Genomic DNA, 18,023 nt, shown 5'->3' on the forward strand with positions numbered 1-18,023 from the left:
TTTGGAGGCCAAAGCGGTCCTTAATCCGGTTTTTTCCGCTATAAGCCGTCAGGAGTGACCGGAAACACACTTTGGCTATTTCGTCGGCAAGCTGAACTCTCGCCTTCCGCCCATGCATATAGCGCAACTTGCGAAGCGCTTCAAGGGAGGCGTCATCTCAGGAGGCGACCTTCGTTCAAGCTGCAGCATCGGTCAATTTGGGCTCAAAATACCCGTCCGCCCGCCCCTAGTTCCCGCCGAAGAGTTTCTTCAACCCCTTCTTCGCCTCTTCCTCCAGCCGCCGCCGGGCCGCGTCCTCGACGCTTTCGCCGTCTTCGGTGCGCGCGCCCAGTTCCTTGGCCAAGCTCTCCTTGGCCTTTTCCTCAAGCGCCTTTTTCTGCTCGTCCAGGCGTTCCTCGGCCAGGGATTCGAGGTCGAGCTGGAAGCGGGGCTTGGCCCAGGGGCCGGTGATCATCAGCGGCACCTTGACCCCGCCATTGCCGTCGCCGCCGGGCAGCGCGGTGGGCACGATGCGGTAATCCAGGGTGCGCGCGCCGATCCCCACCTTGCCCTTGCCGGTCGCGGTCAGAAGCGGCGCGGTGAAGCGCAGGTCGTTATTGGACAGCACGCCCTTGTCGATGGTGAAGCTGGCGGTGATCGCGTCGAAGATGGTCTTGGCGCCCTCGCCCACGTAAGCGGTGTCCATGGTGCGGATCATGCCCACCAGGTCGAAGCCGCGCAGTTCGCCCTTGCCGAAGCTGACCGCGCCCGAGCCGGACAGGCCGGACATGAGCGCGGCCATGGAATTGCCGACGCCCAGGAATTTCAGCCGCAGGTCGCCCTGCCCGATCAGCCGGTCGTAATCGGCCAGATCCGACAGCAGGCCTTGCATGGCGACGCCCGCCACGTTCAGGTCGCCGCCGACCGACAGGCCGCCGCGCCCGTTGACGACGAAATTGCCGGTGACGGTGCCGCCATAGGCACTGACCTGCCGCAGGTCGAGCACGAGGCGGCGGTCGGTAAGCGTGGCGCCGAGGCGGGTGGGGCCAAGCCGGGCGGTGCCGAGGTTCACGCTGTCGGCACTCAGCGACAGGTCGGCATCCAGCGCGCCGAGGCCGCCGACGTCGATGGGGGCGGTGGACCAGCCGTCTGCGCCACCGCCACCGCCATTGCCACCGCCACCGCCGGAGCCGCCCCCGCCCCCGGTCAGCGCGGACAGGTCCAGCGCACCGGCGGCGAGCGTGCCGGTCAGGCGCGGGCGGTCGCCGAAGGCAAGGTCGGCGCCGCCGGTGATCGTGTTCGCGTCCTGGCGCAGGGTCGCGTCGCGCAGGTGGACCGTGCCCTCGGGCGCATAGGTCAGCTGGCCCGCCAGTGCCAGACGCTGGCCGACGCCGGGCGGCAGGTCGGGGGCGGGCTGGCCCAGGGCGGCGAAGACCGCGGCGAGGTCGGAAAGGTCGGCGTCCAGCGCGCCCTCGGCGGCCAGCGGGTCGAGGCCCGCGCGCCCGTCGAAGGCAAGCTGCGTGCCGCCCAGCGTGGCGTTCAGCGCGAGGCCGGAGACCGCGCCGCCGGTGAAATCGGCAAAGCGCGCGATGCGGGCGCTGGCCGAAAGCGGCTGGCCACCCAACTCGGCCGAGAGCGTCACCTCGGCGGGGCCCGCGAAATCGGGGAGTGCCACGGCGGCATCCAGCGCGGCCAGTTCCACGCGGGTGCCCGCGGCGCGGTCGATGTAGAGGATGGTGCCGTCGCTGATCTGGCCGCGATCGAGGGTGAAGCGGCGCATCTCGGCGGGGGCGTCGGCGGGGGCCTGCGCGGCCGCGGGGGCGGATTCTTGCGCGGGTTCGGCGCCGAACACCCAGTTCGCCCGCCCGTCGGCGGATTTCTCCAGCACGATGCGCGGCGCCTGGACGGTCACCTCGCGGATGACGATATCGCCGCCGATCAGCGCGCCGAGGTCGAGCCCGACCGACAGCCCCTCGGCGGCCAGCATCGGGCCTGCGTCGGACCAATCGGCATTGGACAGCGTCACCGGCCCCGTCGCCACCCCGATCTGCGGCCAGAGCGACGGCGACAGCCGCCCCGACAGCGTCAGGTCGCGGCCCGTGGCGGCGCGCACCTGGTCCTGCACCAGCCCGGCGATGCGCTCGCCCGGCAACAGGAACAGCCCGCCGAGGCCAAGCACGGCCAGAACGAGAACGGCAAGAACGAGACGGATGATCCAGCGCATGGCAAGCCCCCGGGTTGGTGGCCCGAGTCTAGGCGCGCGGGCGGGCGGCCTGCAAGAACGGCTTGCGCTTTCCCGCGGCGGGGCGGGTCGCTATATGGGGCGCATGGCAACGAACCCGCCCGATCTGCGCCCCGACCTGGCCCCCCGCGCCCGGATCGAGGGCACCGCCCGCCCCGGCCAGCCGACCATCGGCATGGTGTCCCTCGGCTGTCCCAAGGCGCTGGTGGACAGCGAACGGATTCTGACGCGGCTGCGCGCCGAGGGTTACGCGATCAGCCCCGATTACGCGGGCGCCGACGCGGTGATCGTGAACACCTGCGGGTTCCTCGATTCCGCCAAGGCCGAAAGCCTGGAGGCGATCGGCGAGGCGCTGGCCGAAAACGGGCGGGTGATCGTGACGGGCTGCCTGGGGGCGGAGCCGGGATATATCACGGGCGCGCATCCCACGGTTCTGGCCGTCACGGGGCCGCATCAATACGAACAGGTGCTGGACGCGGTGCATGCCGCGGTGCCGCCCGACCCCGACCCGTTCGTGGACCTGTTGCCCGCCTCGGGGGTGAAGCTGACGCCGCGCCATTACAGTTACCTCAAGATTTCCGAGGGCTGTAACCACAAGTGCCGGTTCTGCATCATTCCCGACATGCGCGGGCGGCTGGCCTCGCGCCCGGCGCATGCGGTGATCCGCGAGGCCGAGCGGCTGGTCGAGGCGGGGGTGCGGGAATTGCTGGTGATCAGCCAGGACACCTCGGCCTATGGCGTCGACCTGAAACATGCCGAGGACCGGGGGCACCGGGCGCATATCACGGACCTGGCGCGCGACCTGGGGGGTCTGGGGGCGTGGGTGCGGCTGCATTACGTCTATCCCTACCCGCATGTGCGCGAGCTGATCCCGCTGATGGCCGAGGGGCTGATCCTGCCTTACCTGGATATCCCGTTCCAGCATGCCCACCCCGAGACGTTGAAACGGATGGCGCGGCCCGCGGCGGCGGCGAAAACGCTGGACGAGATCGCAGCGTGGCGGGCGGTGTGCCCCGAGATCGCGCTGCGCTCGACCTTTATCGTGGGCTATCCGGGCGAGACGGAAGAGGAATTCCAGACCCTGCTGGACTGGCTGGACGAGGCGCAACTGGACCGGGTGGGGTGTTTTCAATATGAAAACGTCGCGGGCGCCCGGTCGAACGCCCTGCCCGACCATGTGCCGGACGAGGTCAAGCAGGAGCGCTGGGACCGGTTCATGGAAAAGGCGCAGGCCATTTCCGAGGCGAAGCTGGCGGCCAAGGTGGGCCAGCGGATGCAGGTGATCGTCGACGAGGTGGACGAAGACGGCGTGGCCACCTGCCGGACCCGGGCCGATGCGCCCGAAATCGACGGCTGCCTGTTCATCGACGAGGGCGCGGGGCGTCTGGCGCCGGGGGACATCGTCACGGTCGAGGTGGACGAGGCCGGCGAATACGACCTGTGGGGGCGGTTGATGCCCTGAGCATCGCCGCCCGGTTGACGGCGGTCAATGCGCCGCCTGCCCCGCCGCCTAGGCTGGAACGCGGGGGACGAGTTGCCGAAGGGACGAGGGTTTGCAACGCGCCCGGCCGGGCCGGTGCGGGCGCGCAGACGCTTCGGGAGGCGCATCATGGAACTTTGGAAACGGACGCTGGCGCTGGCCTCGGCGGCACTGGTCGCGGGCTGCGGGGCCGACCTGGTGGTGTCGAACGTGCAACCCAACGGGGCGCCGGTGATCAATGCCGACAACGCGGTGGAATACCCGCTGCGGGTCGTGGTCACCAACCAGGGCACGGACCCCGCGGGGCCGTTCAAGGTTTCGACCCATTACAGCGGGGGGGCGATCGACCCGGCGCGCACCTTCTCGGTGGGGTTCGACGTGCCGCCGGGCGCACCGTTCGTCTATTACCCGTCGACCACCACGCCGCTGGCGCCGGGGGCGTCGGTCACGTTCGACGGGCACCTGGTGTTCCACCCGGCCGAACACGGGGTGAACGTGGCGCTAAGCGCGCGGGCCGACAGTTGCGCGGGCGACGAGATGATGCCGCCCTATTGCCGGGTCGAGGAAAGCAACGAGGGCAACAACGCATCCGCGCCGATCACGCTGGCGCTGCCCTAGGGGCTTAACAGCGCGGCAGGGGCGGCTAGGATGGGCGGGTCACCAGCCGGAGGCCCGCCCATGATCCACGTCACCACCACCTGCCCCGACCTGGACAGCGCGCGCGCCATCGCGCAGGCGGCGCTGGCCGAGCGGCTGGCGGCCTGTGCCAATATCGTGCCCGGTGTCCTGAGCCTGTTTCACTGGCAGGACGAGGTGTCGGAGGACGAGGAGGTGCAGATCACCTTGAAGACGACCGAGGCGGCGCGCGAGGCGCTGGTCACGCTGATCGAGGTGGAACACCCCTATGAACTGCCGGTGATCACCTGGGAAACCGTGGGGGCGACCAAGGAGGCCGAGGACTGGCTGGCCTGGGAGACGCGCCGGCCCTGACAGGATGCCGCAGCCCGCGACGGAGCGGGGCGCGGACCCGGCGGCGGCGCGGATCCGGGACGCGCCCGGCGGGTCAGGCGTATTCCTTGAGCGCCTGGAGACGGGCCTTGAGCGGGCACCAGTCGGGGATTTCCTCGGCGCCGGCGCCCTGTTGGGCGAGCCAGGGCATGCAGCGTTCGGTGCGGTCGCATTGGCAGCACCGCGCGACCAGTTCGGCGAATTCGCCGCGGCCCAGGTGACCGTCCCTGAGCGCGTCGTTGACATTGGCGCCGATGGTGCGCGCCATGCCCTGCGTCAGCCAGAAATGTTTCGACAGCCTGCCCTGATCTTCCATCGCCACTCAGGCGGACACCAGACGGGTCCGCATCGCCTCCAGCAGATCCTTGTTGCGGCAATAGCCGGGGGTTTCGTCGGCCCCGGCGGTGTTCTCGCCCAGCCAGCCCTTGCAATGGGCGGGATCGGTGCAGCCCAGGCAGCGCGACACGGTGGCCTGCATGTCCTCGGGCGTCCAGTTGCCGGCCATCATCTCCTCGGTCAGGTCGACGCCCAGCGTTTCGGCCATCTTTTCCACCAGCTGGGCGTGTTCGTCATACTTGTTCTGGCCGGACATCGCATTCTCCCGTAACCTCGGTTCCCGCTTAGTAAAGCGAACGGGGCGCATTAACGCCTTGATGCGTGTCAAATCGCCGGGAGGGGCCACGGACGGCGGTTTTCGGCCCGGTCGGGCGTGCTAAATGCCGGGGCATGGCGGAAACGGAAGTGATCTATAACGGGGCCTGCCCGGTCTGCGCGCGCGAGATCGCCGGGTATCGGCGGATGGCCCGGGCCGAGGGCGCGGCGGTGCGGTTCACCGACCTGAACGACGCCGACCTGGCGCACCTGGGCCTGAGCGCGGAGGACGCCGCGCGGCGGCTGCACGTGGTGCGCGACGGCCAGGTGATCGCGGGGTTCCCGGCCTTCCTGGCGCTGTGGTCGGGGATCGGGCGCATGCGCTGGCTGGCGCGGGTGCTGGGCCTGCCGGGGGTGCGGCAGGTGGCGGACCTGGGATACGAGCGGATCGCGGCGCCGGTTCTTTACGCGATGCACCGGCGGCGGCTTCACAAGGGGCGCGCGGGCGGCTAGCCTGAGCCCATGTTCACCATCGAGCACGAATTCGACGCCACCGTCATCACCCTTGTCGACGAGGGCCAGAGCCACCTGCAGGAGGACGTGACGATCACGGCCTTCGAGGATTGCGTGACGATCGAACAGTTCGACCCGCGCACCGACCGGGTGCAGAAGGTGACGCTGTCGCTGGCGCAGCTGCACGAGTTGGGCGCGGCGCTGGACCTGCCCGAAGGCATCTACCGGATCGGGCCCGAGCGCGACTAGCTGTTCCGTCCCGGCGCCCGGTGGATCGGCTTGGTCAGCCGATATCCGATCCCGCTTACCCCGCAGATCATGTCGAACCGCATTGGCCGAGAGATGATCGTGATCCGGTTTCGCGGCTGTTCGGCGAACGGGATGCCGTTGTCGGTCAGGATCGTGTGGATGCGCTAGAGGCAATCGTCCAGCGGCCGTAGCGTATGGCGAGGCAAGGCGGAGATGCCGGACCTGGGCCGGCAGGCCACCGTCAAGGGGCGAGGCATTGGGCGGGGCGCGCGTGTTCCGGACGTGTGGGGGCCTCAGCCGCCGACCCGCACCAACTTGTCGCGGGCGGTGTGGCCGCGGATGATTTCCAGCCGCGATTTCGGCACGCCCAGCGCCTTGGCCAGAAGTTTCAGGACGGCGGCGTTGGCCTTGCCGTCCTCGGGGACCACGGTGACATAGACCCGCAGCACGCCGTCCTCGGCCACGATGCGGTTGCGCGAGGCCTTGGGCGTGACGCGCAGGGCGATCTCGGTGCCGGGGGCGGAAAGCTGTCTCAGGTCCATGGCCGGTTTGCTGGGCCATGGGCGCGGCGGCGTCAAGCCGGGCTTGAACCGGGCGGCGCGATGGCCGACATGAAACCTAAGGACAAAGGAGGCCCCCATGCCCGAGCCGCGCCCCGAGGTGCTGGATTTCCTGCTGACCCGCCGCTCGCGCCCCGCGAAGACGCTGCGCGCCCCCGCGCCCGACCGCGACGCGCTGCGCCCGATCCTGACGGCGGCGGCGCGCACCCCCGATCACGGCAAGCTGGAACCCTGGCGGTTCATCGTGCTGGAGCGCGGCGCGCTGGACCGGCTGGCGGGGCTGGTGCGGACCCGCGGCGCGGCGCTGGGACTGGCGGCGGAGGCGATCGACAAGGCGGCGGCGGCCTATGAGGGCAGCCCGCTGGCCGTCGCGGTGATCGCGGCGCCGAAACCGTCGGACAAGATCCCCGAGATCGAACAGCTCTACTCCGCCGGGGCGGTCTGCCTGGCGCTGGTGAACGCGGCGCTGGCGGCGGGCTGGGGGGCGAACTGGCTGTCGGGCTGGCCGTCGCATGACCGGGAATTCGTGGAAAGCGGGCTGGGCCTGTCGCCGCACGAACGGGTGGCGGGCGTGATCCATATCGGCACGGAAACGGCGGCGCCGCCCGAACGACCCCGCCCCGACCTGGACGCGATCACGACCTGGGGGACGGAATGATCTTTTCGGCCTTCCTGAAAACGCTGGGGCAACTGGGCGACCGGGCGTTCCGCAAGGTGCTGCTCCTCGGCATCGGGCTGTCGGTGCTGTTGCTGGCGGTGGTGTACGCGGCAATCTTCGTGCTGATCGGGTGGCTGTTGCCCGACAGTTTCACCCTGCCCTGGATCGGCGAGGTGCAATGGGTGGACAACCTGATTTCGGGCGCGTCGCTGATCCTGATGCTGGTCTTGTCGATTTTCCTGATGGTGCCGGTGGCGTCGGCCTTTACCGGGCTGTTCCTGGACGACGTGGCCGAGGCGGTTGAGGCGAAGCATTATCCCCATTTGCCCAAGGTCGCGCCGATCCCGGTCTTCGACCAGATCCGCGACGCGGTCGGGTTCCTTGCCGTGGTGGTGGGCGTGAACCTGGTGGCGCTGGTGCTGTATTTCATGGTCGGCCCGCTGGCGCCGATCCTGTTCTGGGCGGTGAACGGGTTCCTGCTGGGCCGGGAATATTTCCAGATGGCGGCGATGCGGCGGCTGGGGCGCAAGGGTGCCGTGGCACTTAGGAAGCGCCACGGGCTGACGGTGTTCGTGGCGGGATTGCTGATGGCGGTGCCGCTGTCGCTGCCGCTGGTGAACCTGGTGATCCCGATCCTGGGCGCGGCGGTGTTCACCCACCTGGTGAACCGGCTGGCCCCGCAGGGCGCGGCCTGAGCGCGGTGCTCAGACCTGTTCGAGTTCGACCAGGCAGCCGTTGAAATCCTTGGGGTGCAGGAACAGCACCGGCTTGCCATGGGCGCCGATCTTGGGCTCGCCCGTGCCCAGCACGCGGGCGCCCTGTTCCTTGAGCCGGTCGCGGGCGGCCAGGATGTCGTCCACCTCGTAGCAGATATGGTGGATGCCGCCCGCGGGGTTCTTTTCGAGAAAGCCCTTGATCGGGCTGTCCTCGCCCAGCGGATACAACAGTTCGATCTTGGTGTTGGGCAGTTCGATGAACACCACCGTGACGCCGTGATCGGGTTCGTCCTGGGGCGCGCCGACCTTGGCGCCCAGCGTGGTGGCGTATTGCTCCGCGGCCGCCTTGAGGTCGGGGACGGCGATGGCGACGTGGTTCAGGCGGCCGATCATGGGGCATTCCTTTCGGGCTGATGTCGGGGCGGTTTATCGGGCCTTGCGCCGTGGTTCGCAAGCCTTCAGCCAAGGGCGGGATCACTGCTGACGCGGATCGGCGCGGTCAGGTCGCCCAGGGGCACGATCTGGCGGCCCGATGCGTCGAAATTCGACGGCGCCAGCCAGCGGTCATAGGCCGATTTCAGCGCGGGCCATTCCCCGTCGATCGCGGCGAACCAGGCGGTGTCGCGGTTGCGGCCCTTGACGACGTTCTGCTGGCGGAACACGCCCTCGTAGCTGAACCCGAAGCGCTGCGCCGCCCGGCGCGAGGCCAGGTTCAGCGCGTTGCATTTCCATTCCACCCGGCGATAGCCCGCCCCGAAGGCCCAGCCGACAAGCAGGGTCACCGCCTCGGTCGCCGCGGGCGTGCGTTGCAGCGCGGCCGAGAAACAGACATGGCCGATCTCGATCGAACCGGCCTCGGGCTGGATGCGCAGGTAGGACAGCACCCCGGCGGCGTCCTGATCGTGCGGGCGGATGGCGAAGAACACCGGGTCGGCGCCCGCGGTCACGGCGTCGATCCAGCCGGCGAAGGCGGCTTCGTCCGGGAAGGGGCCGTAGGGCAGATAGGTCCAGATCGACGGATCGGCGGTATTGGCGCGGTGGAGCGCGGCGGCGTGGGCGTCGGCGGTCAGCGGGTCGAGCGTGACCCAGCGCCCGCGCAGCGCCTGGCGCGGCGGGCGCGGCGGCGGCACCCATCCGGGCACCTCGACGCCCAGGGGGGCGGGCTGGTCCATGCGGTCCTCCGTGCGCGACGTGCCGATCTAGCGCCAAAGCGCGGGCGGGCGAAAGACCGAAACCAACCGATTTTAGAACGCTTCCCGCCGAATTGCCGCCCCATTGCGGTGGCATCCCTGATCCGATCCAAGAGGGGAGCCAAGCCATGCCGACCGACCGCCTGAAAGCCCTGTTCGACCGCGGCCTGTTCCTGGGCGGCATCGCCTCGTTCTCGGTGGCGGTGCTGGGCACGGTCTGGCCGGTGTAACCGGCCCCGCGGCCCGGCGGAAAGGGTTTGTCAACGCCTGGATGTTCCACTAATGTTCGTGTTGGACCATCGGGGGTTTTCCGCCAATATGTTGGATATGACAAGCTCGGCCGCACAAGACCTGCGTGAGTTCCTGGGGAATGACCGGTTCGGCACCGTTCTGGCCGACCCGCCCTGGCGATTCATCAACCGGACCGGCAAGGTCGCCCCCGAACACAAGCGGCTGTCGCGATACCCGACGCTGGAGGTCGACGATATCTGCGCCCTTCCGGTGGCCGACCACCTGGAGGACCGGGCGCATTGTTACCTGTGGGTGCCCAACGCGCTGTTGCCGCAGGGGTTGCAGGTGCTGGCGGCCTGGGGATTCGAGTACAAGTCGAACATCGTCTGGCACAAGGTGCGCAAGGATGGCGGGTCGGACGGGCGCGGCGTGGGGTTCTATTTCCGCAACGTGACGGAATTGCTGTTGTTCGGCACGCGCGGCAAGAACGCCCGCACGCTGGCGCCCGGGCGGCGGCAGGTGAACATGCTGCAAACGCGCAAGCGCGAGCATTCGCGCAAGCCCGATGAACAATACGATCTGATCGAGGGCTGTTCCTGGGGGCCCTACCTGGAGTTGTTCGGCCGCGGCGTGCGCGAGGGCTGGACGGTCTGGGGCAACCAGGCGGATGCGGATTACAAGCCCGACTGGAAGACCTACGCCTATAATTCGGGAATGGCGGCGGAATAGTCAGTCGACCAGAACGCGGTCGGGCAACCCCAGCAGCAACAGCGGACAGGGATTGCCGACGCCCCGGTCCAGCCGCGCCACCAGCTTGTCCCAATGGGTGGTGGCCTGGCCGAACTTGCTGGAGACGAAATTGCGGGTGAACGCCTCGGCGAAGGGCAGGCCCTGGGCAACCAGCCGGGCGACCGCCTTGCGCTGGGCGGCGGTGCGTTCGGCGATGCCGTAACGGGCAAGGTCGGCCTCGCAGGCCACGCCATCGGCGGCAAGGCGTGCGGCGATGCGCGCGCGGAACGCCGCCTGCATGGTGGCGCCGCGGGTGACGATCACGCCGACGCTGAGGGCCGATTGGGCGTGCAGGCGCTGGAAATTCTCAAGGTCGCGGTCGTAGAACGGATCCTTGTTGTTCCACTCGATTTCGAGGGCGAGCGTGCCGGCCGGGGCGCGGCGGACATGGTCGATCTCGTGGCTGATGCCTTCGCGTTCGACGCCGTCGACGATGGTCTGGACGTGGAAGACATGTTTCGGCCAGCCCGCCTCGGCCAGGGATTTGCGCAGCCGCTGGGTAAAGCGCGCCTCGCCGCCGCCGCCCCCGATGATCTCGGGGATGGCGATGCGGAACTCGGCCAGCACGGAGACGAGTTCGCCGAGTTCCGCGGGAAAATCCTGGGTCAGGATGGCCAGCGCGTGGTTCTTGGCCCGCACATCGTATCCCAGATCCTCCAGCGGACGGAGCATCACTCCTCCGGCGGCAGCACCCGCAGGCGCAATTCGCGCAATTGTTCGTTGGTGGGCAGCGTGGGGGCGCCCATCATCAGGTCTTCGGCGCGCTGGTTCATCGGGAACATGATGACCTCGCGGATGTTCTGCTGGTCGGCCAACAGCATCACGATGCGGTCGATGCCCGCCGCGCAACCGCCGTGGGGCGGCGCGCCGAAGCGGAAGGCGTTGACCAGGCTGGGGAACCGGGCGCGCACCTCGTCCTCGGTGTAACCGGCCAGGCTGAACGCCTTGAACATGGTGTCGAGGCGGTGGTTGCGGATCGCGCCCGAGATCAGTTCGTAGCCGTTGCACGCGAGGTCATACTGGTAGCCCAGAACCTGAAGCGGGTCGCCCTCCAGCGCTTCCATGCCGCCTTGGGGCATGGAGAACGGGTTGTGGGAAAAGTCGATCGCGCCGGTTTCGTCGTCCTTTTCGTACATCGGGAAATCGACGATCCAGCAAAAGGCGAAGCGGTCCTTTTCGGTCAGGCCCAGTTCCTCGCCGATGACGTTGCGGGCACGCCCCGCGACGGATTCGAAGGCGGCGGGCTTGCCGCCAAGGAAGAACGCGGCGTCGCCCTTACCAAGGCCCAGTTGCTGGCGGATCGCCTCGGTGCGTTCGGGGCCGATGTTCTTGGCCAGCGGGCCGGCGGCCTCCATCCCGTTTTCACCGTCGCGCCAGAAGATGTAGCCCATTCCCGGCAGGCCCTCTTTCTGGGCGAAGCTGTTCATGCGGTCGCAGAACTTGCGCGAGCCGCCGGTGGGGGCGGGAATGGCGCGGATCTCGGTGCCGTCCTGTTCCAGGAGCTTGGCGAAGATGGCGAAGCCCGAGCCCCGGAAATGGTCGGACACATCCTGCATCTTGATCGGGTTGCGCAAGTCGGGCTTGTCGGTGCCGTACCAGCGGGCGGCGTCGGCATAGCTGATCTGGGGCCAGTGCTTGTCGACCTTGTGGCCGCCGCCGAACTCCTCGAACACGCCTTCGATCACCGGCTGGATCGTGTCGAACACGTCCTGCTGGGTGGCAAAGCTCATTTCCATGTCGAGCTGGTAGAAATCGGTGGGCGAGCGGTCGGCGCGGGGGTCTTCGTCGCGGAAGCAGGGCGCAATCTGGAAATAGCGGTCGAAGCCCGAGACCATGATCAGCTGCTTGAAGATTTGCGGGGCCTGCGGCAGCGCGTAGAAGCGGCCCGGATGCAGGCGCGAGGGCACGAGGAAGTCGCGCGCGCCCTCGGGCGAGGAGGCGGTGATGATCGGGGTCTGGTATTCGCGGAACCCCTTGTCCCACATGCGGCGGCGGATGCTGGCCACCACGTCGGAGCGCAGTTTCATGTTGTCCTGCATCGCCTCGCGCCGCAGGTCGAGGTAGCGATAGCGCAGGCGCGTTTCCTCGGGGTATTCCTGGTCGCCGAACACCATCAGCGGCAGTTCCTCGGCCGATCCCAGAACCTCGATGTCGCGGATATAGACCTCGATCTCGCCGGTGGGCAGTTTCGGGTTGATGAGCGATTCCGCGCGGGCCTTCACCTCGCCGTCGATGCGGATGCACCATTCGCTGCGGACCTTTTCGACCTCGGCGAAGACGGGGCTGTCGGGGTCGGCCAGCACCTGGGTGATGCCGTAATGGTCGCGCAGGTCGATGAACAGCACGCCCCCGTGGTCGCGGACGCGGTGCACCCAGCCCGACAGGCGGACGGTTTCGCCCACATCGGCTTTGGTCAGGTCGGCGCAGGTATGGCTGCGGAAGGGATGCATGGCGCTTGTCCTTCAGGCTTGCGGCGGGTCCGCGCCGATACACCCTTGATGCGGCGCGAAGTCAAGGGAGGCGGCGGGGCAATTTGGGGGATCGCGGGTTTTAAGGTATGTTAACGCGCGAGGCGGGGCACAGGCATTGCAGACAGGTGGGGTTTGCGATGTGGCAACAACTCTTGGACAGGATGCTGTCGCGGTTCATGCGCGAGGGCGAATTGGGGGTGGATTTCCCGGACGGCACGTCCCGGCGGTACGGGCCGGGCGGCGGGGATGCGGTGCGGATCGCGATTGCCGATGCGGCGACGGTTCGCGCGCTGTGCCTGAACCCGGACATGGGGCTGGGCGAGGGATACATGGAGGGGCGGATCACGGTCGAGGGGGACCGGCTGCACGCGTTGATGGTGCTGCTGTTGCGCAACCGGCGGCGGGCGGGATTGCCCGGCTGGGTGCGGGCGGCCACCGGGGCGCGCAACCGGCTGGCGGCCTGGGTGGCGCGCAACACGCCGGAACGCGCGCGGGCGAACGTGGCGCATCATTATGATCTGTCGAACGAATTCTACGGGCTGTTCCTGGATTCCGACCTGCAATACAGCTGTGCCTATTTCCCGCGGCCGGGCCTGAGCCTGGAGGAAGCGCAGGCCGCGAAAAAGGCGCATATCGCAGCCAAGCTGCGGCTTGAGCGGGGTTTGCACGTGCTGGATATCGGCTGCGGCTGGGGCGGGATGGCGATCACGCTGGCGCGCGATTACGGGGTGCGGGTGACCGGCGTGACGCTGTCGAAGAACCAGCTGGCGCTGGCGCAGGAGCGCGTCGCGGCGGCGGGGCTGGGTGACCGGGTCGCGTTGCGCCTGGTGGATTACCGCCGGCTGACGGGGCCGTTCGACCGGATCGTCAGCGTGGGCATGTTCGAACATGTCGGCAGCGCCCATTACGACGAATATTTCGGCCAGTTGGAACGGTTGCTGACCGATGATGGCGTGGCGCTGATCCACACGATCGGGCGGGTGCAGGGCGCGGCGATGCGGGCGGGCTGGATGCAGAAATACATCTTTCCGGGCGGATACGTGCCGACGCTGTCGGATGTCGCGCGGCCCGTCGAGCGGACGGGGATGTGGCTGACCGACCTGGAGATTTGGCGGCTGCATTACGCGACAACGCTGGCGGAATGGCGCGCGCGGTTCGAGGCGCGGCTGGACCGGGTGCGCGCGATGTATGACGAACGGTTCGTGCGGATGTGGCGGTATTACCTGGTGGCCTGCCAGGCGACCTTCGAGGTCGACCGGCAATGCGTGTTCCAGATGCAGTTCGCGAAACGGGCCGACGCGGTGCCGCTGGCGCGCGATTACATGGTGCAGGCGGCGGCGCGCGCACGGCACGCCGCCGAATAGCTCAGCCGCGGGAAATCTCGAACCGGCAGACCGATGCGCCGGAGGCGGTGCATTTCGTCTCGCGCGTGCGCAGGCGGCGGTCGACGAGGGTCTGGAACAGCCGGTCGAACACGGCCTCGTGCCAGCCGCAGATCGGGTGCGGCGCGCTTTCGCCGCGGATCAGCGGGTTGTCGGTGAGTTCGAAGACCAGCGGCCGGGTCGAGATGACGCGGAATTCGCCCGATCCGGCGAAGGTCCAGCTGTGTTTCGCGATGGCCTTGGCGAGGATCGGGGCCGCCAGCACCGGGGGCAGCGCCTTGAGCACCTTTTGCGCAAGCGCCGGGATGCGGTGGGCGAGGATATAGTCCCCGGTGCGCGCGCCCGCCTCGCGCAGGAGGTCGGGCGCGCGTCCGGGCAGGCGGCGGCGCAGGGCGCGATGCATGGCGGCGGCCGGTCCCTCGTCCATAAGGCCGGTGTCCGACGGGGGTTCGGCAAGGCCCGCCGCCTCTAGCATCTCGTCGCGGAGCGCCGCCCCGCCCGCCGTCTCCAGCACAGGGAGAAGCTGGAGCACGGCATTCGGTCCGATCCGGCCCGCGTGGCCGGACAGGGTGTCTTTCATCAGGCGTCTTCCATCTGCTGGTCGCCGCCGCCGCAGACCTTGGCCTCGGCCGCCTGTTTCGCCGCCGCGCCCTCAACCGGCATCTTGAAGCTGGCATCCTTGGACTTGCGCTTGGCCGCGGCCTGTGCGGCCTTGTCGGCGTTCGACACCCAGTCGTCGATCTGCGCCTGGGCGGGCTGGCGGGTCATGTCGAATTCGAACTTGACCTTGTCCTTGGACTGCGGGCCCCAGTAGTTGTTCTTGCCAAGGTCATAGAACGAGCGCTGCACGCCGGCCTTGAGGAATGCCTTGAGGCAGCCCAGCAGGTAGCGCCGGCGGAACCCGGTGCCGCGCCACGGGTAGTGGAACAGCGCCTTGCGCATGTAGAACCGGCGGTAGTTGTTCATCACCCGGTCCAAAAGCTCGGCACGGTCCATCGCCTCGGGCTTCATGATCGGGTTCACGAAGTTGTAGCGCGAGTAGTCGAAGACCTCGACCTTGTTGTGCAGTTCCTGGAACAGCGGCGTGAACGGCCAGGGGGTATACATCGCCCAGTTGGCGAGATCCGGCTGCCAGTCCCAGCACAGCTGGAAGGTTTCTTCCAGCGTCTCGGGGGTTTCGTTGTCGAGCCCCACGATGAACTGCGCCTCGGTCAGGATGTCAGCGTCGCGCAGCAACTGGATCGCGCGCTTGTTGTCCTCGACGCGGGTTTCCTTGTTGAACTGGTCAAGCTTCAGCTGCGCCGCGGCCTCGGTGCCGAGGCTGATGTGGACCAGGCCCGCCTTGCGGTAGAAGGGCAGCAATTCCTCGTCGCGCAGGATGTCGGTCACGCGGGTGTTGATGCCCCATTTCACCTTGTCGGGCAGGCCGCGGTCGATCAGTTCCTGGCAGAAGGCGATGAACTTCTTGCGGTTGATAGTCGGTTCCTCGTCGGCGAGGATGAAGAAGCCGACGCCGTGCCGTTCCACCAGGTCCTCGATCTCGTCGACGACGAGTTTCGGGTCGCGGATGCGGTAGTCGCGCCAGAATTTCCACTGCGAGCAGAACGAGCAGGTGAACGGGCAGCCGCGGGCCATGTTGGGGATGGCCACCTTGCAGTTCAGCGGGATGTAGATGTACTTGTCCCAGTCGAGGATGTCCCAGTCGGGTTTCAGCGCGTCGATGTTCTTGATCGTCGGCGCGGCGGGGGTGGCGACGATTTCCTCGCCATCCAGGAAGGCCAGACCCTTGATGTCGCGGCGGCATTCCGGCCAGCGCTTGTCGCGGATCGCGTTCATCAGCTCGACGACGATCTCTTCGCCCTCGCCGCGCACGATCACGTCGACCCAGGGGGCCTCGGACAGGACCTGCTTGAACATGAAGGTGGCGTGGATGCCGCCCAGGACACGCACCGCGTTCGGCACCACTTCCTTGGCGATTTCCAGGAGCCGTTCGGCGGCGTAGATCGACGGCGTGATCGAGGTGGTGGCGACCACGTCGGGTTTCAGGTCCTTCAGCTGGGCGCGGACGTCATCCTCGGACAGGTTGTGCGTCATCGCGTCGATGAAGGTGATGTCGTCATATCCCGCAATCCGCAGCGAGCCCGTGAGATAGGCCACCCAGGCCGGCGGCCAGTTGCCCGCGATCTCGGCGCCACCGGACTTGTAGTTGGGATGCAAAAAGACAATGCGCATGGATCGACTCCCCGTGTTTCGCGAGACAACATGACACAACCTCTGTCAACTCAACTTGACACAAGTCAAATCGCTGTCAGGTTTGTAAGGCACCCTGCCCCGGGCCGGAACGCGGGGCGTATCCCACTGTAGTAAAAAGGTTTTTGCGAAGCAGCGGTGAACGCGGCCCGGCCCGGCGGGCCCGGTGGCGGGCCCGGAGGCGGAATTTTCCTGCCAGACTCGCCGGCCCGGCCAAGGCGATTCCGTCGCAGGCGCCGGGGCCGCGCGGCTGTTGCAAGGGCGCCGCGGCGCGCCGTGCAATCGCATACGGCGCGCGAAAGGAGTTCGAAAGCCCCGGCGCGCTATGGTGATCTGCCCGCCACACCCGCAGGAGGCCCGCCCGCCCCATGATCCCCGTGCCCCAGGACAGCCCCCCCGCCCGTTCCGGCGGCCCGGCCGCGTGGCGGGCGGCGGGCGTGGCGTTGGGCATGCTGGTACTGGGCTATATCGCCATCGCCCTTGTCGCCGCGCCGCGGATGTCGGGCGATTTGTTGCCGCTGTGGCTGGCGGGCGAGGCATTCGCCGGGGGCGGGCCGGTCTATGCCCCCGCCGACGGCCTTTTCCGCATGCTGCCGCCCGAGGGCTGGACCGCGCGCGCCGCCGCGCTGGGCCATGAGGGCCATGTCTATCCCTTCGTCTATCCGCCGCTCTGGGCCTGGGTGTTCGGGGGGCTGACGCGGGTGACGGATTTCGCGACGGTCGCGGCGGTGGCGGGCGCGCTGAACACCGCGCTTCTGGTCGCGATGCCGCTGTTGGCGCGGCGGGCCGCGGGGGCGGGCCCCGGGGTCTTTGGCTATCTGGTGATCAGCCAGGTGCTGATCCACATGACGCCCGTGGGCATGATCGCGCTGTACCAGAACCAGTCGCAGATCCTGGTGGCCTTCCTGGTGGTGCTGGCGCTGGAGCGGGCAGAGGCGGGACGGCCGGCAAGCGCGGGGGCGGCGATGGCGCTGGCCGCCTCGATCAAGCTGTTCCCGGCGGCGTTCGCGCTGATCTGGCTTGTTTCGGGCGAGCGGCGCGCCTTTGCGTCCTTTGCCGCGGTCGGGCTGGCGCTTGGGCTGGTATCGGTCGCGGTGGCGGGCTGGCCGCTGCACGCCGCGTTCCTGGGCCATGTCGCGGCGATCGGCGAGACGGGCTTTTTCAGCGCGCTGTCCTTCAGCCTGGATGCGGTGGCCGCACGGCTGGCGGGGGCAGAGCCCGTATCGGTGCCCCTCGCCAATACCCATCCGGGCCAGATCGCGCCGCAGGTCATCGCGGTGTCGGACAAGCCCGCCGCCCTGGTCCTGGCCGGCAAGGCGGCGGTCGTGGCGGCGATCCTGGGCCTGGGCCTTGCGATGCGCAGGGCCGGCCGCGGGGCGCGGCGCGCCGCGCTGTGGCCGGCCGCACTGACCCTTTTGCCGCTGCTGGGGCCGATCGCGTGGGGCTATTACTTCCTTGCGGCGACGGCCTTTGCCCCGGTGCTGCTGTCGACGCTGGGGCGTGTGCGGGGCGGCGCGATCCTGTGCCTGGTCTATGCGCCGCTGCACATGGCCGTTCTGAACGTGCTGCGCGATCGGGCCGTCGATCTGCAGGTCGTCGGCGCGTTGCTGTTCCTGTTTCTGGCGGCCGCGTTCCTTGCCTCGGCGCGGACATGGCGCGACGCGGCCTGAAAAACATCCCGCCGCCCTTGCGTGCCCCCCGCGCTTGGCTATAA

At 68.4% G+C, this 18,023-nt stretch carries 20 protein-coding genes and 1 pseudogene; 10 read left to right on the forward strand and 11 right to left on the reverse strand.

From position 1 onward, the window contains the following. Positions 1-226 precede the first annotated feature (226 nt). Positions 227-2,203 (reverse strand): AsmA family protein, encoded by a 1,977-nt coding sequence (locus EV662_RS09730; protein WP_132461969.1) that lies wholly within the window; start codon positions 2,201-2,203, stop codon positions 227-229. A 103-nt stretch (positions 2,204-2,306) separates the two neighbouring features. Between EV662_RS09730 and rimO the strand changes: the two genes are divergently transcribed. The 3 genes from rimO (at position 2,307) to cutA (ending at position 4,691) form a co-directional block, all read left to right on the forward strand. Then, on the forward strand, positions 2,307-3,683 hold the full coding sequence (gene rimO, locus EV662_RS09735; protein WP_165915570.1) for a 30S ribosomal protein S12 methylthiotransferase RimO: 1,377 nt from the start codon (positions 2,307-2,309) through the stop codon (positions 3,681-3,683). 147 nt (positions 3,684-3,830) lie between these two features. Then, positions 3,831-4,319, forward strand: a complete 489-nt coding sequence (locus tag EV662_RS09740) for a CARDB domain-containing protein (RefSeq protein WP_165915571.1) — start codon at positions 3,831-3,833, stop codon at positions 4,317-4,319. A 60-nt stretch (positions 4,320-4,379) separates the two neighbouring features. Beyond that, positions 4,380-4,691: a divalent-cation tolerance protein CutA gene (gene cutA, locus EV662_RS09745; protein ID WP_132461972.1), complete on the forward strand. Its 312-nt coding sequence runs from the start codon at positions 4,380-4,382 to the stop codon at positions 4,689-4,691. Between the two features lie 73 nt (positions 4,692-4,764). On the opposite strand, the gene EV662_RS09750 is transcribed toward cutA, so the two are convergent. Together EV662_RS09750 and EV662_RS09755 are read right to left on the reverse strand one after the other, a co-directional pair. After that, positions 4,765-5,025, reverse strand: a complete 261-nt coding sequence (locus EV662_RS09750; RefSeq protein ID WP_132461973.1) for a DUF6455 family protein — start codon at positions 5,023-5,025, stop codon at positions 4,765-4,767. A gap of 6 nt (positions 5,026-5,031) precedes the next feature. After that, entirely contained in the window at positions 5,032-5,301 is a 270-nt protein-coding gene (locus EV662_RS09755; protein WP_132461974.1) for a DUF6455 family protein, read from the reverse strand. Between the two features lie 134 nt (positions 5,302-5,435). On the opposite strand from EV662_RS09755, the gene EV662_RS09760 reads away from it, so the two are divergent. Then, the gene (locus EV662_RS09760; RefSeq protein WP_132461975.1) at positions 5,436-5,813 is read left to right on the forward strand and encodes a thiol-disulfide oxidoreductase DCC family protein; all 378 of its coding nucleotides are present in this window, start codon (positions 5,436-5,438) and stop codon (positions 5,811-5,813) included. 9 nt (positions 5,814-5,822) lie between these two features. Then, a complete protein-coding gene (locus tag EV662_RS09765) occupies positions 5,823-6,062 on the forward strand; it encodes a hypothetical protein (RefSeq protein ID WP_132461976.1) in 240 nt (79 codons plus the stop codon). Between the two features lie 20 nt (positions 6,063-6,082). On the opposite strand, the pseudogene EV662_RS20090 reads toward EV662_RS09765, so the two are convergent. Then, positions 6,083-6,226, reverse strand: a pseudogene (locus tag EV662_RS20090) (IS481 family transposase); the annotation flags it as partial. A gap of 129 nt (positions 6,227-6,355) precedes the next feature. Continuing rightward, a complete protein-coding gene (locus EV662_RS09775) occupies positions 6,356-6,604 on the reverse strand; it encodes a DUF167 domain-containing protein (protein ID WP_132461977.1) in 249 nt (82 codons plus the stop codon). Between the two features lie 97 nt (positions 6,605-6,701). Between EV662_RS09775 and EV662_RS09780 the strand changes: the two genes are divergently transcribed. Both EV662_RS09780 and EV662_RS09785 read left to right on the forward strand, forming a co-directional pair. Then, positions 6,702-7,280: a nitroreductase family protein gene (locus EV662_RS09780; RefSeq protein WP_132461978.1), complete on the forward strand. Its 579-nt coding sequence runs from the start codon at positions 6,702-6,704 to the stop codon at positions 7,278-7,280. Beyond that, positions 7,277-7,975 carry an EI24 domain-containing protein gene (locus EV662_RS09785; RefSeq protein ID WP_132461979.1) on the forward strand — a complete coding sequence of 233 codons (699 nt, stop codon included), beginning with the start codon at positions 7,277-7,279 and terminating at the stop codon, positions 7,973-7,975. The genes EV662_RS09780 and EV662_RS09785 overlap by 4 nt, the downstream gene beginning before the upstream one ends. A 9-nt stretch (positions 7,976-7,984) precedes the next feature. On the opposite strand, the gene mce is transcribed toward EV662_RS09785, so the two are convergent. Next, on the reverse strand, positions 7,985-8,389 hold the full coding sequence (mce, locus tag EV662_RS09790; RefSeq protein WP_132461980.1) for a methylmalonyl-CoA epimerase: 405 nt from the start codon (positions 8,387-8,389) through the stop codon (positions 7,985-7,987). 65 nt (positions 8,390-8,454) lie between these two features. Then, on the reverse strand, positions 8,455-9,168 hold the full coding sequence (locus tag EV662_RS09795; protein WP_132461981.1) for a GNAT family N-acetyltransferase: 714 nt from the start codon (positions 9,166-9,168) through the stop codon (positions 8,455-8,457). 345 nt (positions 9,169-9,513) lie between these two features. Between EV662_RS09795 and EV662_RS09800 the strand changes: the two genes are divergently transcribed. Further along, entirely contained in the window at positions 9,514-10,146 is a 633-nt protein-coding gene (locus EV662_RS09800) for an MT-A70 family methyltransferase (protein WP_132462063.1), read from the forward strand. Here the strand turns inward: EV662_RS09800 and EV662_RS09805 are convergent, their stop codons facing one another. Together EV662_RS09805 and aspS are read right to left on the reverse strand one after the other, a co-directional pair. After that, positions 10,147-10,878: a BglII/BstYI family type II restriction endonuclease gene (locus tag EV662_RS09805; RefSeq protein WP_132461982.1), complete on the reverse strand. Its 732-nt coding sequence runs from the start codon at positions 10,876-10,878 to the stop codon at positions 10,147-10,149. Further along, entirely contained in the window at positions 10,878-12,656 is a 1,779-nt protein-coding gene (gene aspS / locus EV662_RS09810; protein ID WP_132461983.1) for an aspartate--tRNA ligase, read from the reverse strand. Before aspS ends, EV662_RS09805 begins: the two co-directional genes overlap by 1 nt. A 158-nt stretch (positions 12,657-12,814) precedes the next feature. Here aspS and EV662_RS09815 point away from each other — a divergent pair, with 158 nt between their 5' ends. Further along, positions 12,815-14,041: an SAM-dependent methyltransferase gene (locus tag EV662_RS09815; protein ID WP_132461984.1), complete on the forward strand. Its 1,227-nt coding sequence runs from the start codon at positions 12,815-12,817 to the stop codon at positions 14,039-14,041. A gap of 1 nt (position 14,042) precedes the next feature. Here EV662_RS09815 and bchJ read toward each other — a convergent pair whose 3' ends face one another. Both bchJ and bchE read right to left on the reverse strand, forming a co-directional pair. Continuing rightward, positions 14,043-14,639, reverse strand: a complete 597-nt coding sequence (gene bchJ, locus EV662_RS09820; protein WP_132461985.1) for a bacteriochlorophyll 4-vinyl reductase — start codon at positions 14,637-14,639, stop codon at positions 14,043-14,045. Next, complete coding sequence (gene bchE, locus EV662_RS09825) at positions 14,639-16,291, reverse strand: magnesium-protoporphyrin IX monomethyl ester anaerobic oxidative cyclase (RefSeq protein WP_132461986.1); 1,653 nt, start codon at positions 16,289-16,291, stop codon at positions 14,639-14,641. Before bchE ends, bchJ begins: the two co-directional genes overlap by 1 nt. Before the next feature lie 386 nt (positions 16,292-16,677). Here bchE and EV662_RS09830 point away from each other — a divergent pair, with 386 nt between their 5' ends. After that, positions 16,678-17,979: a glycosyltransferase family 87 protein gene (locus EV662_RS09830; protein WP_132461987.1), complete on the forward strand. Its 1,302-nt coding sequence runs from the start codon at positions 16,678-16,680 to the stop codon at positions 17,977-17,979. The last annotated feature ends 44 nt before the right edge of the window (positions 17,980-18,023 follow it).

It is taken from the genome of Rhodovulum marinum (assembly GCF_004343075.1).
GTDB classification, from domain to species: domain Bacteria; phylum Pseudomonadota; class Alphaproteobacteria; order Rhodobacterales; family Rhodobacteraceae; genus Rhodovulum; species Rhodovulum marinum.